Source organism: Parablautia sp. Marseille-Q6255 (assembly GCF_951230155.1).
Lineage (GTDB): Bacteria > Bacillota > Clostridia > Lachnospirales > Lachnospiraceae > Choladousia.
In genome coordinates this window covers 131,429-146,285 of the sequence record NZ_CATNVD010000013.1, presented here as the reverse complement: position 1 = coordinate 146,285, position 14,857 = coordinate 131,429, and the positions used below count along the sequence as shown (strand labels likewise).

Below are 14,857 nucleotides of genomic sequence, written 5' to 3'. Positions count from 1 at the left end.
CGGAAGCTGTTAGCAATGGCAGGATATTAAACAGCCCGGAACAAAAACAGATACCAAATGCAACACCTGTGAAGCAGCAGGCACCTAATGAATCAGAGTCGCAGGTGAGATGGATGAGGTCAGCTTCTGCTGCGAGTGAAATGGAGCGGGAATGCGTTAGCAGCGTTGCCTGTATCCTGAACGGGCGTATGATAAATCATGTATGAAAAAATTTGCCAACGATTACTTGACAGTAACTGTCTTTGCTGTTGGACACACATAGGATTGTAACTGTATAACAGATGTGCTAAAATATAGAAAACAAAAAGGAGGATAACAGGATGGAACAGTCAGTTTTGGATTTTGCAGTAGAACAGACAAGGAAGCTGATAGAGGCGGCTACTTGCAGTGCTGAGGCCAGGGAAGCCGCAAAGCTGTGGCTTGACTCTGTTGGCACACAGCGTCAGGAAGAGGCAACGAAAGCCTATATCACAGAGCTGGAAGAGGATATTGTGACAGTCGATGGACTGGAAGCATTTGCTATGTCTGAGGCCGGGGCAAAGGTGTTTGGCGAAGAACATGCAAAAGAGGTGGCAGAGCATGCCCGTAAGATAAAGGCGGCAGGCGCGAAATACTGTGACTGTCCGGCATGTGCGGCAGCAGAGGCGATTCTTGAGAAAAAGGAAGCACTGCTTTCGTAGGGCATTTGGTTGAGCAAGATGGAACAGACATTTATGAAGGAAAGGAGAATTCTGCCGCTTGTTTTGTCGATGTCACTGCCGATGGTGATCTCGATGGCGGTGAATTCTCTTTATAATATTGTTGACAGTTATTTTGTGGCGCGTCTGAGTGAGGAGGCGCTGACGGCACTGTCGCTGGTTTATCCGATCCAGAATCTGGTCAATGCGATCGCAGTTGGTTTTGGGATCGGTATCAATGCGACAGTCGCTTTCTTTTTGGGAGCAGGGGACGGTAAGAGTGCAGATAAAGCAGCCACACAGGGGCTGGCGCTTAATTTTATACATGGACTTTTACTCACACTTCTTTGTATCGCAGGTATGCCGGCATTTCTTGGGATGTTTTCTTCAGATAAGGAGATTATTGATCTGGCGCTGGCGTATTCTGTGCGGGCGTTTCTGTTTTCTGTGGCTGTCACTGTGGGGATTGCGTTTGAAAAGATATTTCAGTCTGTGGGGCGTATGAAGGTTTCCATGCTCTGTATGATGTGCGGCTTCGTGGCGAATATTATTCTGGACCCGCTGATGATTTTTGGTATCGGGATTTTTCCAGAGATGGGGATTGCCGGAGCAGCGTATGCGACAGGGATCGGACAGTGCCTTTCTCTTCTTTTGTATGTGATCATTTATATAGTGCGTCCGATACCGGTCAGGATCAGAAGAAGCTGTCTGCGTATAGATAAAAAGACCGCAGGAAGGCTGTATCTGATCGGTATACCGGCGGCTCTTAATATCGCGCTCCCGTCACTGTTGATCTCAGCGCTCAACGGGATCCTTGCGGGGTTCTCGGAAAAGTATGTGCTCGTTCTCGGAGTCTATTATAAGCTTCAGACGTTTATCTATCTGACTGCCAACGGGATTGTACAGGGGATACGGCCGCTTGTCGGATATAATTACGGAGCAGGAGAGTATAAGCGCGTACGCAGGATATTTGGCACGGCGCTGGGGCTGACCGCGGCAGTCATGGTTGCAGGGACAGCTTTATCATGGATGATCCCCGAGGAGCTGATCCGCCTGTTTACAGCAAATCAGGAGACGGTCATGATCGGTGTGTCAGCGCTTCATATTATCAGTATCGGGTTTATCGTATCAGCAGTGTCTGTGACATGCTGCGGAGCTTTGGAAGGACTGGGAAAAGGGACTGCGTCTCTGTGCATTTCACTGGCAAGGTATGTGGTCATTATGATACCGGCCGCATTTTTGTTCAGCAGGATCTGGGGGCCGGACGGCGTATGGGGTGCCTTTTGCGTGACAGAATTTTTAACTGCAGTCTTTGCTTATGCGGTATACCGGACACAGGGAGTGCACGTATGAGAGAGAGGAGACAACTATTCCTGCGCGCAGGGATCGCGGCAGCTTTTGTTCTGGTTCTTTTTTCTGTACTGTATACCCGGCAGCAGAAGAGGGAGCCGATCACTGCTACGTCATTTAAGCTGAGTACGGTAGTAAAAATTACGCTTTATGATTCCCAGGATCAGACAATTCTTGATGAGGCGATGAAGCTGTGTGATACGTATGAACAGATATTCAGCCGGACGCTTCCGGAAAGTGAGCTGTACAGGCTGAATCACGGGATGCTGCCGCAGAAAAACGGTGCGTATACCGTATCTGAGCCTCTGGCAGAGCTGATCTTAGAGGGACTTGCTTACAGCAGGCGTTGTGAAGGGGCATTTGATATTTCTATTGAACCGATCTCCTCGCTATGGGACTTTACTTCAGGCAAAAAGCAGGTGCCTTCGGTCGGAGAAATTGCTCAGGCGAAGGATCTTGTGGACTATCGGGATGTGTCTGTAAACGGACAGCAAGTCCGTTTTGCGCAGGAGGGAATGCGTCTGGAGCTGGGGGCGATCGCAAAAGGATATATTGCGGATCGGATCAGAGAGCTTCTTGAGTCAAAAGGGATTAAAAGTGCGATCATCGACCTGGGAGGAAACGTTGTGTGTATTGGAGGCCGACCGGATGGAAGCCCATTTCGTGTAGGGATACAGCGCCCCTTTGCAGATCGTAATGAGACGGTGGCTATGATAGAGATCACAGATCAGTCTGTCGTATCTTCAGGAGTGTATGAGCGGTATTTTGAAAAAGACGGGAAGCTGTACCACCATATTTTGAACCCGAAAGACGGGTATCCGTATGAAAATGGTCTGCTTTCTGTGACGATTGTTTCAGACCGGTCTGTGGACGGAGACGGACTTAGCACCTCCTGCTTTGCGCTTGGACTGGAAGCGGGTATGGAGCTGGTTGAAAGTATCCCTGATGTGCATGCAGTTTTTATAACAGAGGATGGCACGCTGCATTTTAGTGAGGGCTTTGAGGAGGAATTACATCTGGAGTATACGTCGCAGCAGGAGTAGGGGCATGCGCGGGACACAGATGCAGTGAGGCAAAAAAGCAAGACAAAAAGAAAGGTTCCAAAAGTTGTATCATTACTTTTGGAACCTTTCTTTTTAATAAATACTCAAGATCATATAAATAAAGCCAGCAGCAAGCATATCAGACGGAAGCCCGCGGTATGCTTTTCCGGTACGGGAAAATTTCAGTATTTGTTTTACAGATAAGAAGAGTACGACCGGAACGAGGATTGCCCATGCAATTCCTACCAGCTTGCCAAAACTGTCCATTGTGAATGGACGTACAAAAATTGCGGCAGGGATAAAAACTAACAGGCTGTTCAATTTTATACAGCTCTTTTTTAAGACGCCATTTGTAAATGCCAATACAAGCCCGCTTGTCAGGAAAGCAAAGGTGCTCTCCAGGAAAGTGGCGGACTGAATGTCCGTCTGAATAAGGAAATTGCCGAAAACAGTTCCATTTCCCATGAATTCGCGGACGATAGAGAGCAGTATCCAAAAGCCCCATGCGATAGCGGATTCCCACATAAGATCACCGTAATCTGCCTGTACGGAATCCGAAAGTACGTGTCGTGCACACAGTAGTCCGATCACAAGAGTCATGATCCAGATTTCTGTGGAAAGTTCTGTACCAAGTGCAGAAAATCCGACCAGAAATACAGAAGCGCATAGAGCTGCGCTGGCAATTGGCACACAGAGTTTTAAACTCCATGCAGGGATCGCCTTTTCCAGAAGATTTTTAAGAAGCTCTGCGAACACCACAGTCAGAATTATCAGAATCCCGGCGGCAAAGGCTTCTTTCATCCCGGTAGAAAACAGGATGACACCAAGGGCAAAGGCTTCTGCCGGATATTTTAATGTCATATCAGATCCTCCATTTTCTTATTTTACTGTCTGTAAAAATTCATACGCATCATTGATTCCTTTTACAGCTGCTGTAGAAGAAATGGTTGCACCAGAGATGGCATCGATCTGGGAAGCGCCGGACGTACCTTCTGTTTCGGCAACTGCAGCGTCATCAGCAGGTGCCTGTGTTTCCGGTTCTATGCCGGCAGCCTGTTCCAGGCACTGGCGTGCAAGATCAACAAAACCGCCGATCGAGATGCTGACACCGGATACAACGTCTGTTTTACCCTGCTCGTCCATTGTGAGACTGGAGAGAGACTGATTCTCGATCAGGGCAGCAGCAAGCGCTTCTGCCTGTTCTTTCCAGGTAAGACCGTCTTCTGTCATTGTATATTCGCCATTTTCGGACATAACACTTTTCTTTGCTCCGTCCGCTGTGACAGCATCCCAGCTGACAGAGGTAATCTTTCCATCTTTTACAGTAATTGATACCTGGTCAATAAAGCCGCTGTCATCCGGAGCTTCCGTTTTTGCCTCGTAGGTGCCATCAGAAAGCTCTGCACTGTCCAGTGCTTTTACTGCTTCGGCCTGATCAGCTGCGTTATCAGCGGCAGCTTCGGCTCCGGCAAGCGCTACAGGGGCAGCCTGTCCTTCAAACTGGCTTAAAAAGTCTGCTTCTGCGATTTTTGATCCGACACCCTGTGTCTCAGATAATTCTGTGACCTCCACCTTGGCGATCACAGAGGCAGTGTCATCAAAGAAAACGTTCATTACAATATCTCCGCCGTATCCTTTTTCCCGTACCGTTACGAGATAGCCATCCTGTGTCTTACCTGCACGGTCGATTGTTTCTGATCCGGCTGTATCAAATTCTTCTGTGAACGTTGCCTCTGATGGTGCGGCCGGTGTGCCGGCAGCGCTGTCAGAAGCAGCCATATTCTGTGAAAGTACTCTGGATCCGGCGATCACGCCGAAGGAAAGAGCTGTTACAAGTACGAGCGCCAAAACGCCTCTTACTTCTTTATTTTTCATAATGATGTCCTCCGTTATGCTTTCTTGGTTCCGTATACATGTTTTTTGTAAAGCAGGGATAATGCACCTGCAAGGCAGTTTGCAGTCAGGATCCCGAAACAGATCCCTTCCGGATAATTACTGAAAATGCGGATTGCAGCGGTGATGACTCCGGCAGTAACTGCGTAGAGCAGCCGCCCGCGCCTTGTGATGAAGGCGTAATCTGTCAGCATATAGCAGCCTCCCATGATCAGGCCGCCGCCGAGCAGATTGAGAAGGATATCGCCGGTAAACAGACCGGATGGCCCGAAAATAAAGGTCAGCAGCAGTACCGTCGCAATATACGTGAACGCAGCTTCGATGTTGACAATTCCTTTGTAGCACATATATGCAAAGCCGATCAGTAAAAGCAGCTTGCTCGTTTCACCGATCGCTCCGGGGACCTCGCCCAGAAACATCTGCAAATAGCTGTATCCGGCTTCACCGCCGCCTTTTACTGCGCCAAGAACGGTAGCACTGGAAACGGCGTCAGCAGCGACTGTCTGTGGTGCCACGTACTGCATCACAGTTCCTGGCCATACGACCATTGCCAGAAGGCGTCCCATCAGTGCAGGATTGACAAAGTTATTTCCAATACCGCCAAACATCTGTTTGACAACGACAATGCTGAAAACAGCGGTAAGGACGATGACCCATGAGGGAACCGTCACTGGCATATTGAAGGCAAGGAGGATGCCGGTGACAACGGCACTGAAATCTCCTGCAGTGACCTGCTTTTTGGTGAGTTTTTGCCAGAGATATTCGGAAAGCACGCAAACGACAACAGAAAGTGCGGTCAGATAGAGAGCGCGGATTCCAAAAAACCAGACGGAACCAAGCAGTGCGGGAAGCAGAGAAACAGATACCTGAAGCATGATATTTCTTGTACTCTGCGGGGTGCGCACGTGAGGTCCGTTTATTACTTTTGCCTGACTCATGATTTTTTTACCGCCCTTTCTCGCATTCTCTGTTTTACTGTGTCCCGGGCCATGCGGGTGCGCACAGTGAGCTCTCTTTTGGCCGGGCAGATATAGGAGCAGCAGCCGCAGGCAATACATTCGCTTGCATAAAGCTGCTCGCACAGATCATAATCTCCTTCCAAAAAGGCAAACTCGATCTGATATGGGACAAGTCCTACCGGGCAGACATTTGCACATCCGGCGCAGCGGATACATGGCTGCTCTTCCCAGGCAGATTCCGGAAGCACCAGAATACCGGAAGTATTTTTTGTTACATAAAAGAGCTCATCGCCATCATTCCAGTCAGAGGCGACGCAGGGACCTGTCATCGGACCACCTGCAATGATACGGTTTTTCTCTGCTGTGACACCTCCACAAAGCTGTATCAGCTCTTTTGCAGAAGTACCGATCGGCACAAGATAGTTTCCAGGCTGCTTTACGCATCCGGTAACAGTAACAATCCGTCTGGTGAGAGGACGCCCTCCAAGTATCATGTCAGCTGCGGCTCTGGCAGTCGCGACATTCGATACGATCACGCCAACATCTGCAGGAAGGCCGCCCATTGGTACTTCACGGTGGAGGACTGCCTGAATGAGCTGGCGCTCGCCGCCCTGAGGATATTTGGTGGGAAGCACTTTTACTTCAATGTCCTCACTGGCATCCATGCAGCCGTCTGCTTTTGCCTGCGACAGGATTCGGATCAGATTCTGAGCTGCCTGCGGCTTATTGTCCTCGATACAGATATAAGCCTTTGACGCTTTGGAGCCCTTTAAAAGAAGCCGGACGCCATTGATCAAAGAACAGCCCTCTTCAAGCATGAGACGATAGTCACAGGTTAAAAATGGTTCGCATTCTGCGCCGTTGATCAAAAGGGCATCGATCGATTTGTCTGTTTCATATTTTTTATGTGTCGGGAAGCCTGCCCCGCCCATTCCTGTAAGGCCGCCGTCACGGATCCCGGTAAGAATATCCTCCCGGGAGATGTCGTGGATCTTTACCACGCTGCCTTTATAATCCGCTGTCGGATCGGACGGTTTTTCTTCGCGTTTTATGATGCACGCTACAATGCTGCGTCCCTGATTCATCACTTCTTTGACGTCCAGGACAGTACCGCTTACGCTGGCGTGCACAGGAGCGGCCATAAATGCATCGGGAGTGCCGATGAGCTGGCCTTCTTTTACATATTCGCCGGGGGATACCAGAAGCTGACATTTGCCTCCGAAAGACTGCTCGGATAGAATCGTGACAAGCTCAGGCCAGTATTGCTGCACTGCGGCATCCATGGACAGCGCTTTGTCATAGCCATCGGTCGGATGCACACCGCCGGGGAATACAGGTTTTGCTTTTTTCTGCATGCCTTGTTCTCCTTTGCTTTTGCAATAAATAGTGTAAAAATAGTATGCCGTTGCCTGTTAAAAGATTGACATACTTTGCAATAATATCATAAAATAAATACAGAATCAAGGAAATCAATAATGATTTTTATTATGGATAAAATTTCTATCACAGGGAGATATTTGAATATGATAAACCGGGAAGATATGTTGGAACTGACGAGACGCATGACGCTGTCGCGGACATCGTTTACAAGGATCGCGGGATGTTATGTGGATTGCAATGGTGAATTTGACGGAAGCTTTAATGTGAATTTTCTGAAGCTGTCATCTGTCGAGAGGAGCAGAAATCTCAGTATTGCCAAAACAATTCCGTTTTCGGAAACGAACGTAGAGCTGAAAAAATACAGTTTTTCAAAAACAGGAGGTCAGGCTGCGGCGATGCATCAGCTGCTGACGGCAATAAAGGAGTGCGGACTGAAAAATGACGCTTTGCTGGATACCTTTTATGATCTGATGATAGAACAGTATCGCAGTGACAGGGAATATGCAGTTTTGTTTTTTCATGATCGCTATGATATACCTGTAAAGGCAGCAGATAAAGAACGGCTGTGGGAATCAGAAGAGGTATTTGAGTATCTGATCTGTGCGGTCTGCCCGCTTGTGGGGGAGTATGAGCCGGGAACCCCGGAATGTGGTTTTTTGTTTCCGGCATTTACAGACAGGAGTGCAGAGCCGGATCACATAGCGGTGTATGATCCTCTGCGCAGACATCCGGAGCTGCTGCAGATACTGGGCATATAAAATCAGGCGGCGCCGTGCCGGGGCTTTTGTAAGACGGCGCGGTTTTTGCTGATTGCATAAAACTCCTGAAAATGGCAAAACTGTGTGAAGAAATCTGAAATGGCAGAAGTGGCTGAATATACAGGAGAAAGGAAAATAATATGTACCGGTGTGCATTATTCGATATGGATGGTACGCTTGTGGATTCTTATGAAGCAATCTGTCACGCGTATGAGTGGACAATGAAAAAGATGGAAATGGAATTTGGGGGCGCTGCTTTTGTGCGCAGGGCGATCGGTGCGCCGCTGCCGCTGGTATTCCGGGAGCTGTGCAAAATGGATGAGACGCAGATTGCCAGAGCAGTCACATTTTACCAGATCTATTATAAGGAAAGAGAAAAAGAGGAGGTAACAGCCTGCGCGGGGATAGAAGAGACGCTTCAAAGGCTCCGGGCATCCGGAATGCATCTTGGAGTTATTACTTTTTCAGATGAAATATTTGCCCGGACCATGCTGGAGCGGCTGGGACTTCTGACATATTTTGAAATTGTATGCGGCGCAAAAGGAGATCATGTACAGACAAAAGCGCAGATGCTCCAGTCCTGCCTGCGGACACTTGAGATCCTGCCGGAGGAGGCAGTCTTTGTCGGAGACAGTGAATACGATGCCAGAGGGGCAAAACAGGCGGGAGTTGATTTCCTTGCTGCAACGTATGGATATGGGCTTTATGATCCGGCGCCGGATCATAAAGTGGAGGCCAGGGCATTTGTGAGTACGGCAGCGGAGATCGGACAGTGGATCTGCAGTCAGGGCAGGTAAGAATGCTGCCGGAATACCTTCACAGCCGCCCTGAAGCGGGCTGTGCAAACATATCCGGCAGCAGCTCAGTGTTCTTTGTTACATTTTGTTTTCTTTTATTTCGCCGCAGGCGATCTTTGTGCCGGAATTTCCGGAAGGCTGTGTATGAAAGTCATCCGGCATATCATGGATCACGACAGTTTTTCCGATGATTTCCTCCGGATAAAAACGGTCAGTATAAAAGATACTAAGTGCGTATCCGCGGGCGCCCATCAGGGGCGGCAGATCTCCGGCGTGATACGGATGTCGGCAGTCCAGTGGATTGAAGTGCCCCTTTGTATCAGCAAAGGGATCTTCCGGGTCACCGCTGCAGCGGCTCCCTTCATGGATATGAAAACCAAACATCTGTCCGTTACATACAGCATCGTTAGCCGGGAGTCCGGTCACGTCGGCAACCATGAGCGTACCGTCCCAAAGCGAATAAAAGAAAACCGTGCCATTTACCGCACAGTCGCGGCTGTGCCCATAAAGAAACGCATACGCATCAGGCAGCGAATGAAGAATGACAGAAAGTGCTTCCTTTAACTCTTTTCGCATCGCTATTTCTCCGCCGGGCAGGCAACGGGAGCATCGAAGCTCGGGTTGAATGCATAGAAATTTCTGGCATCGAGGTCTTCCTGAACGCTGCGCAGCGCTTCACCGAAACGCTGGAAGTGAACGATTTCTCTGGCACGCAGGAAGCGGATTGGATCTGCGACATCTGGATCTTTGACAAGCCGCAGGATGTTGTCGTACGTACTGCGTGCTTTCTGTTCTGCAGCGAGGTCTTCAAAGAGATCTGTGATCGGATCTCCTTTTGACTGGAACTCACATGCATTGAACGGGATGCCGCCTGCCGCCTGCGGCCAGATCCCTACGGTATGATCCACATAATACGGGCCGAAGCCTGCTTTCTCTATTTCTTCTGGTGTGAGATCACGCGTCAGCTGATGGACGATCGTAGCTACCATTTCCAGATGTGCGAGCTCCTCTGTCCCCACATCATTTAAGACAGCCATTGCCATGCGGTTTGGCGCAGTGAACCGCTGTGACAGATAGCGCATCGAAGCGCCCATCTCACCATCCGGGCCACCGTACTGCGGTAACCTATGGAACGCAGAAACGCCCGTAAAATAAGGGTTTCACAAACTTTCCTGACTATACAGATGAAACGAAAGAGTATTCTCTTTGCGGTTCCACACGATCTCCTCAACAACAGAGCGTATAAATACTCCTTTTATCTCATAATCGATAGCATCATTTTTCAGCACATCATACACGCTTTTGATCTGCTTGAGCATATCATTCTGACTGACAGTCTGGCTTGGCGCTTCAGTAGCCGCTGCATCATCAAGCAGAGCAGCGATCCGTCCCCGTTCAGCTGCGAGACGTTCTTTTCCGTACCGATATTCTTCGAGGGTGTCCACGCCTGCCTCATACGCTTCACGCAGCCTCTTTTCCCTGAAAGACAGCTTCTCAAGCTCTTTGCGGTACATATCAACTTCATCAAATTCCTGCATAGGGGCAGAAGAGCGGACTGTAAAAGAAAATTCTTCACCGTCGAGCAGACGTTCAAAGTATTCCAGTACACCGTCTATCAAAACTTTTTCTGTGATCCATGAGCTGCCCGGATGCATGCCCTTCGCATACTTCCAACATTGGAAGAACGGCTGCGTCGCCCTATTGTATCCGAGAGATGCGCCGCAGGTCGAGCATTTTACCAGACCGGACAGCCAATGCGCACAGGCAGATACATTGCGGCGTTTCTTTGGCGCGTAGGACGCGCTGAGACGGTCATTTGCAGCCTGAAACAGCTCAGGTGATATAAACGTATCATGTACACCATCACGCTCTATATCGTTCCATATAACCTTCCCGATGTAAAATCTGTTCTTTAAAATGTATGTCACGTTCCGCTTTTCAAAGGTGTTCCCTCTTTTGGTGAGGATATTCCGTCGGTTCAGGCTGCGTGCGATCGCTGTGACGTCGCGGTGTTTGTTTGCATACTGATCGAATATATATTTTACGATATCAGCCTCTTCGGGGACAACGGTAAACGGCAGGTTGTGTCCCGGCGATGCATAGCCAAGGCAGGGCGTTGTCTGGTAACCGCCGCGCATAGCCTTTTCCGTCATGCCGCGTCTCACTTCTCCTGATAGGTTGATCGAATAATATTCGTCCATCCACTCGATGATGCGCTCGATCAGGCTACCAAACGGACCGTCGATCAGCGGCTCGGTGATGCTGATCACGTCCACACCACATTGTCTGTGCAGCATAGATTTGTAGACGATGCTTTCTTCCTGATTGCGGGCAAACCGTGAGAACTTCCACACAAGGATAGCAGAGAAAGGACGGTCATCGGATTTTGCCATTGCGATCATACGCTGAAATTCCGGTCGTTTGTCGGCTTTCCTGCCGGATATACCGGAGTCAATGAAAATGTGATCCGGCTGGATCAGGATATTGTGCTTTTTGGCATATTCCAGGCCAAGGCGCTTCTGCGCGTCGGGGGAAAGTTCCTCCTGCTTGTCAGTACTCACGCGCACGTAGAGCGCGCCATAGCGGAGCGATTCTGTTTGCTGTTGTTTCATATACATCATCCTCCTGTAAAACATATGAAAAAAAGAGTATAAAAAATACACCTGTACAGGTGCCGGAGGATTGTGGTATAATCTTCTTGTTGATGGATGATTGTACTGTCCTCCGCGACTGTATAGTTATCGTGTGTCGCCCGGTGTTATATCATCGGGCGGTTTCACATTATTGACATTTTTGCATATTTTGCTATAATATACTTAACAGGACAGTCGGAGGGTGAGTGCACTTCACCCGATCCGGCGAAATATTAAGCCAAGAAATAGCTCGTCTACTTTACCAGAGTCAGGACGGGCTATTTCTTATTGCTCATGCTCAGAATTGCAACAATTAACAGAGCGACTGTCAATATGATTTGAAATTCCTCATATGTACTCATAAGCATCATCCTTTCTGCAGGCTCAGATCGGATGAAAAGCACGTCCCCCGGCTGCCCGGGTAATTATATTATTTTTAATGTGTCCCCTGCCGGAGCAGGGGAAATAAAGTTAATCTTTTTTCATTTTTGCAAATCCTATGTATGAAAGGATCATTTCGATAATAACGAACATAAAATACATAGGGAACAGAACAAGCGCTACAGTGTAGAGAATGGCACCAGTCAAAGCAAATCCTCGCTTTTTCATAAAAAGCCCGAGCGCGTTAAACAGGACTGCGAGAGCAGTACAGATCAGATGGGGCATAACAAGCGCTGTAGCAATGCCGGTGCCGATTTGCTCGGCGGCATCTGAACCGCTTCCGGCTGTGCCTGTCCAATACACGATACTGTATACCAGATAAGCTACACCGATGATCAGTGATACAAGTAACAGTTTGCTGAGTTTTTTCTTTTCCATAACTCAATCCCTCTTTTCTTTAGATTTTTATTAAAACGCCGAAGCGGTTTAATCATTCAAAATCTTCTGCGTCATCAATGATAAACGAATCTGTGTAATTTTCTGTAGAAGATTGAGATTGCCTAAATTCTTCCGCAAGCATAGTCTTATTAAATTCAGCAGTAGGTTCAATTTTATTTACAAGAGTTTCTAATTCGTCCACAGATGTGTAAAAGAACTCTTTTCGTAAATTCACTTTATTTACGCGTTTTTCATTTAATAGACTATGTAATTTTCCTTCAAGTCCAACAGCATCTTCTGAAAAAATGAAACTATGCACATCAAATTTAAAAGGAACAGAAGCATCCCCTAATTCATTTACTCTATCTTGCGGATTTAAGCGTCGAGTCATTCCAACTTTGAAAATGTTTTCTCCAAATGATCCCAGATTACTGATAATATATACATTTCCAGCTTTACCATTTGCCAGATTGGAAATTTCCTCTTTTTTAACGATCACATCAGCAAGCTGACTCTGCAATTCTAGAATACGTGCATTTAGTTTTTCTAGTTCAGTTTCTTGAGCTGTGGCCAGCTGTTCTTTAAGTTTGTCGATTTCGGAATGGTATTTTGATTCTTCTTTTTCAATTTTCTTGCGTTCAGCTTCTAATGCTTTTCGCTCCTCAGCTTCTTGCCGCATCTGCTCCTTCAAAGCGAGCTGTTCTTGGCGTGCTTGTTCTTTTTTTACATAATAATTGTATTCTATTTTTACGGCATTGATAAAAAGGTATTCAATTTCGCCTATAAATTTTGTAAGAGTCCCAGCGATGCTTTGATTTCCTTCGCCGGCAATTTTTAAATACTTTGCAGTTACAACCTTGACAAGTTCTATTGAATGGTCGAGTTTTTCGTACTTTAGATTATATAAAATGTTCTGAAGCTCAGCCTGCAATGCAATCACCATTAAGTTGTAGATGGATTTATTTGCTTTGGTGGTATATCTTGAAGAATATTGATCTAAAAGTTTTTCTATCTGCTTCTGGTTTTCTCTAAAAGCTTTTCTGAGGCTTTTTACATCCATACAATGAAGTTTCAACAGTACAGAAGGAGAAATCAATTCCAAATCAGTATAATCCCTATCGGATAATTTGCAGTTGCTGTATTCTGCGTCGGATATAAAAAAATTATCGATAGAGTATGCAATACTATTATATAGTTCTTTGGAACGGTCAATTTTTCTAATGTGAGTTTTTACTTGTTTGGATAGCTTGTTCTCTTGCTCTGTAAGTGTAACAATTTCTTCGCGTAGTTTTGCTATAATTTTGTTATTTTCAGCAATCGTTCGATTGGATTCATCCTGTTTAACTTTAATAGTAGATTCAGTATCGGAAATTTTCTGTTCCAGCTCGGTATTCAATTTATCAATTTTATCTTTGATTTGATAATAGTCATTTACGCCCAAATCATCAATCTTTTTCTGAAGATTAGAGTTTTGTTTTTTTAATTCCTCATTTTCTTTCTTTATTTTCCCTATGCTAAAAATGTCAAATAGTCCCATTTGTCCCTCCTAAAACTTCGCCCTCAGTTCCACTACGCGCCCGATAATCTTAACCGGCTTCTTTTCGATATCCTCGTTACTAAAGAACATCGGTTCGTAACTCGGATTCGTGGAAATCAGTTCAATACCATCTCTATATTTTCGCAGCCGTTTACAGGTTGCATCATCACCGTTTATCATTGCGATCACAATATCACCGGACTCAGCGTCGTCCTGTAGCCGTACGATTACGACATCACCCTCGCTGAACTTCGGTTCCATGCTATTGCCGTGAATCTGCAATCCAAAAAATTCTCCAGTCCTTGCCATTTCTTCTGGTATTTCTTCTGTATCTATAATATCTGTTACGGCTTCGATTGGGATACCGGCGGCTACACGACCGAGGACGTTTATGACAACGCCTTTTCTTGGTGCAGATTTGGATAATTCATCCCAGCCCATTAAAGCAGCAGGAGATGTCCCACCGACATTTGCTGCGGCTTCTATTTTATCAGATGGAATATTGGTTATAATATTATTTTCATATTTATAAAGCGTTTGTTTGGATACATCTATTTTCTCAGCAAATTCAACCTGACTCATCCCATTTTTTAATCTCAATGACTTTATACGTTCTCCAACAGTCATATGCAGGTCTCCTTTCAAATGTTGTAACTTAATGATAACACAAAAAAGTTATAAAATCAATAAAAAATATCTTGACAAGTTACAAAAATGTGTTACCATAGAAGTAACTTAACAAGATACGAATGAGAGGTGATGATGTTGATTAAGACAGACGAACTGAGGGGAATCATTGCTAAAAATGGTTTTTCTCAGTCGGATATTGCAAAAGAGATAGGGATTACTCCAAAAACTTTCTATGAAAAAATGAAGAATGGAGTGTTTGGAAGTGATGAGATTCAAATAATGATTGACGTTCTTAAAATAGAGAATCCTATTGATATTTTTTTTGCAAAGGAGTAACTTTATAAGATACTAAAACAGAAGGTGAGAGGTACATGCTTTTAA

16 protein-coding genes and 1 pseudogene are annotated in these 14,857 nt (G+C 46.4%); 7 read left to right on the top strand and 10 right to left on the bottom strand.

Annotated features, from left to right (window positions below; all coding sequences use genetic code 11):
- From QOX44_RS11650 to QOX44_RS11635, 4 genes are all read left to right on the top strand, one after another.
- Positions 1-206: hypothetical protein (locus QOX44_RS11650; protein ID WP_283683320.1), on the top strand; the 206-nt coding region annotated here is incomplete at its 5' end.
- Positions 207-320: 114 nt separating this feature from the next.
- Positions 321-680 carry a molecular chaperone Hsp90 gene (locus QOX44_RS11645; protein WP_283683319.1) on the top strand — a complete coding sequence of 120 codons (360 nt, stop codon included), beginning with the start codon at positions 321-323 and terminating at the stop codon, positions 678-680.
- Between the two features lie 18 nt (positions 681-698).
- Positions 699-2,030, top strand: coding sequence for an MATE family efflux transporter (locus QOX44_RS11640; RefSeq protein ID WP_283683318.1), 1,332 nt, complete (start codon positions 699-701; stop codon positions 2,028-2,030).
- A complete protein-coding gene (locus tag QOX44_RS11635) occupies positions 2,027-3,070 on the top strand; it encodes an FAD:protein FMN transferase (RefSeq protein ID WP_283683317.1) in 1,044 nt (347 codons plus the stop codon). The genes QOX44_RS11640 and QOX44_RS11635 overlap by 4 nt, the downstream gene beginning before the upstream one ends.
- 93 nt (positions 3,071-3,163) lie before the next feature.
- Here QOX44_RS11635 and QOX44_RS11630 read toward each other — a convergent pair whose 3' ends face one another.
- From QOX44_RS11630 to rsxC, 4 genes are read right to left on the bottom strand one after another with little or no spacing between them, the layout of a single operon-like run.
- Positions 3,164-3,931: a hypothetical protein gene (locus QOX44_RS11630; protein ID WP_283683316.1), complete on the bottom strand. Its 768-nt coding sequence runs from the start codon at positions 3,929-3,931 to the stop codon at positions 3,164-3,166.
- A gap of 18 nt (positions 3,932-3,949) precedes the next feature.
- Positions 3,950-4,945, bottom strand: a complete 996-nt coding sequence (locus QOX44_RS11625) for an FMN-binding protein (protein ID WP_283683315.1) — start codon at positions 4,943-4,945, stop codon at positions 3,950-3,952.
- Positions 4,946-4,959: 14 nt separating this feature from the next.
- Complete coding sequence (locus QOX44_RS11620) at positions 4,960-5,901, bottom strand: RnfABCDGE type electron transport complex subunit D (RefSeq protein ID WP_283683314.1); 942 nt, start codon at positions 5,899-5,901, stop codon at positions 4,960-4,962.
- Positions 5,898-7,277: an electron transport complex subunit RsxC gene (gene rsxC, locus QOX44_RS11615; RefSeq protein WP_283683312.1), complete on the bottom strand. Its 1,380-nt coding sequence runs from the start codon at positions 7,275-7,277 to the stop codon at positions 5,898-5,900. Before rsxC ends, QOX44_RS11620 begins: the two co-directional genes overlap by 4 nt.
- Positions 7,278-7,445: 168 nt before the next feature.
- On the opposite strand from rsxC, the gene QOX44_RS11610 reads away from it, so the two are divergent.
- Positions 7,446-8,060, top strand: a complete 615-nt coding sequence (locus QOX44_RS11610) for a DUF4317 family protein (protein WP_283683311.1) — start codon at positions 7,446-7,448, stop codon at positions 8,058-8,060.
- 140 nt (positions 8,061-8,200) lie between these two features.
- Entirely contained in the window at positions 8,201-8,857 is a 657-nt protein-coding gene (locus tag QOX44_RS11605) for an HAD family hydrolase (RefSeq protein WP_283683310.1), read from the top strand.
- A gap of 78 nt (positions 8,858-8,935) precedes the next feature.
- Here the strand turns inward: QOX44_RS11605 and QOX44_RS11600 are convergent, their stop codons facing one another.
- The 6 genes and pseudogenes from QOX44_RS11600 to QOX44_RS11575 form a co-directional block, all read right to left on the bottom strand.
- The gene (locus tag QOX44_RS11600; RefSeq protein WP_283683308.1) at positions 8,936-9,433 is read right to left on the bottom strand and encodes a superoxide dismutase family protein; all 498 of its coding nucleotides are present in this window, start codon (positions 9,431-9,433) and stop codon (positions 8,936-8,938) included.
- 2 nt (positions 9,434-9,435) lie between these two features.
- A pseudogene (locus QOX44_RS11595) lies at positions 9,436-9,981 on the bottom strand (manganese catalase family protein); the annotation flags it as partial.
- A gap of 36 nt (positions 9,982-10,017) precedes the next feature.
- A complete protein-coding gene (locus tag QOX44_RS11590; protein ID WP_283683307.1) occupies positions 10,018-11,469 on the bottom strand; it encodes a recombinase family protein in 1,452 nt (483 codons plus the stop codon).
- A gap of 492 nt (positions 11,470-11,961) precedes the next feature.
- Entirely contained in the window at positions 11,962-12,309 is a 348-nt protein-coding gene (locus QOX44_RS11585; protein ID WP_283683306.1) for a hypothetical protein, read from the bottom strand.
- A 52-nt stretch (positions 12,310-12,361) separates the two neighbouring features.
- Positions 12,362-13,846 carry a GIY-YIG nuclease family protein gene (locus QOX44_RS11580; protein ID WP_283683305.1) on the bottom strand — a complete coding sequence of 495 codons (1,485 nt, stop codon included), beginning with the start codon at positions 13,844-13,846 and terminating at the stop codon, positions 12,362-12,364.
- A gap of 9 nt (positions 13,847-13,855) precedes the next feature.
- Positions 13,856-14,473 carry a LexA family protein gene (locus QOX44_RS11575; RefSeq protein ID WP_283683304.1) on the bottom strand — a complete coding sequence of 206 codons (618 nt, stop codon included), beginning with the start codon at positions 14,471-14,473 and terminating at the stop codon, positions 13,856-13,858.
- A gap of 132 nt (positions 14,474-14,605) precedes the next feature.
- On the opposite strand from QOX44_RS11575, the gene QOX44_RS11570 reads away from it, so the two are divergent.
- The gene (locus QOX44_RS11570) at positions 14,606-14,812 is read left to right on the top strand and encodes a helix-turn-helix domain-containing protein (RefSeq protein WP_283683303.1); all 207 of its coding nucleotides are present in this window, start codon (positions 14,606-14,608) and stop codon (positions 14,810-14,812) included.
- Positions 14,813-14,857 lie beyond the last annotated feature (45 nt).

Coding starts and splice junctions, on each gene's coding strand:
- QOX44_RS11645 (WP_283683319.1), top strand. CDS start 321: ATGGAACAGTCAGTTTTGGATTTTGCAGTAGAACAGACAAGGAAGCTG.
- QOX44_RS11640 (WP_283683318.1), top strand. CDS start 699: ATGGAACAGACATTTATGAAGGAAAGGAGAATTCTGCCGCTTGTTTTG.
- QOX44_RS11635 (WP_283683317.1), top strand. CDS start 2,027: ATGAGAGAGAGGAGACAACTATTCCTGCGCGCAGGGATCGCGGCAGCT.
- QOX44_RS11630 (WP_283683316.1), bottom strand. CDS start 3,931: ATGACATTAAAATATCCGGCAGAAGCCTTTGCCCTTGGTGTCATCCTG.
- QOX44_RS11625 (WP_283683315.1), bottom strand. CDS start 4,945: ATGAAAAATAAAGAAGTAAGAGGCGTTTTGGCGCTCGTACTTGTAACA.
- QOX44_RS11620 (WP_283683314.1), bottom strand. CDS start 5,901: ATGAGTCAGGCAAAAGTAATAAACGGACCTCACGTGCGCACCCCGCAG.
- rsxC (WP_283683312.1), bottom strand. CDS start 7,277: ATGCAGAAAAAAGCAAAACCTGTATTCCCCGGCGGTGTGCATCCGACC.
- QOX44_RS11610 (WP_283683311.1), top strand. CDS start 7,446: ATGATAAACCGGGAAGATATGTTGGAACTGACGAGACGCATGACGCTG.
- QOX44_RS11605 (WP_283683310.1), top strand. CDS start 8,201: ATGTACCGGTGTGCATTATTCGATATGGATGGTACGCTTGTGGATTCT.
- QOX44_RS11600 (WP_283683308.1), bottom strand. CDS start 9,433: ATGCGAAAAGAGTTAAAGGAAGCACTTTCTGTCATTCTTCATTCGCTG.
- QOX44_RS11590 (WP_283683307.1), bottom strand. CDS start 11,469: ATGAAACAACAGCAAACAGAATCGCTCCGCTATGGCGCGCTCTACGTG.
- QOX44_RS11585 (WP_283683306.1), bottom strand. CDS start 12,309: ATGGAAAAGAAAAAACTCAGCAAACTGTTACTTGTATCACTGATCATC.
- QOX44_RS11580 (WP_283683305.1), bottom strand. CDS start 13,846: ATGGGACTATTTGACATTTTTAGCATAGGGAAAATAAAGAAAGAAAAT.
- QOX44_RS11575 (WP_283683304.1), bottom strand. CDS start 14,473: ATGACTGTTGGAGAACGTATAAAGTCATTGAGATTAAAAAATGGGATG.
- QOX44_RS11570 (WP_283683303.1), top strand. CDS start 14,606: ATGATGTTGATTAAGACAGACGAACTGAGGGGAATCATTGCTAAAAAT.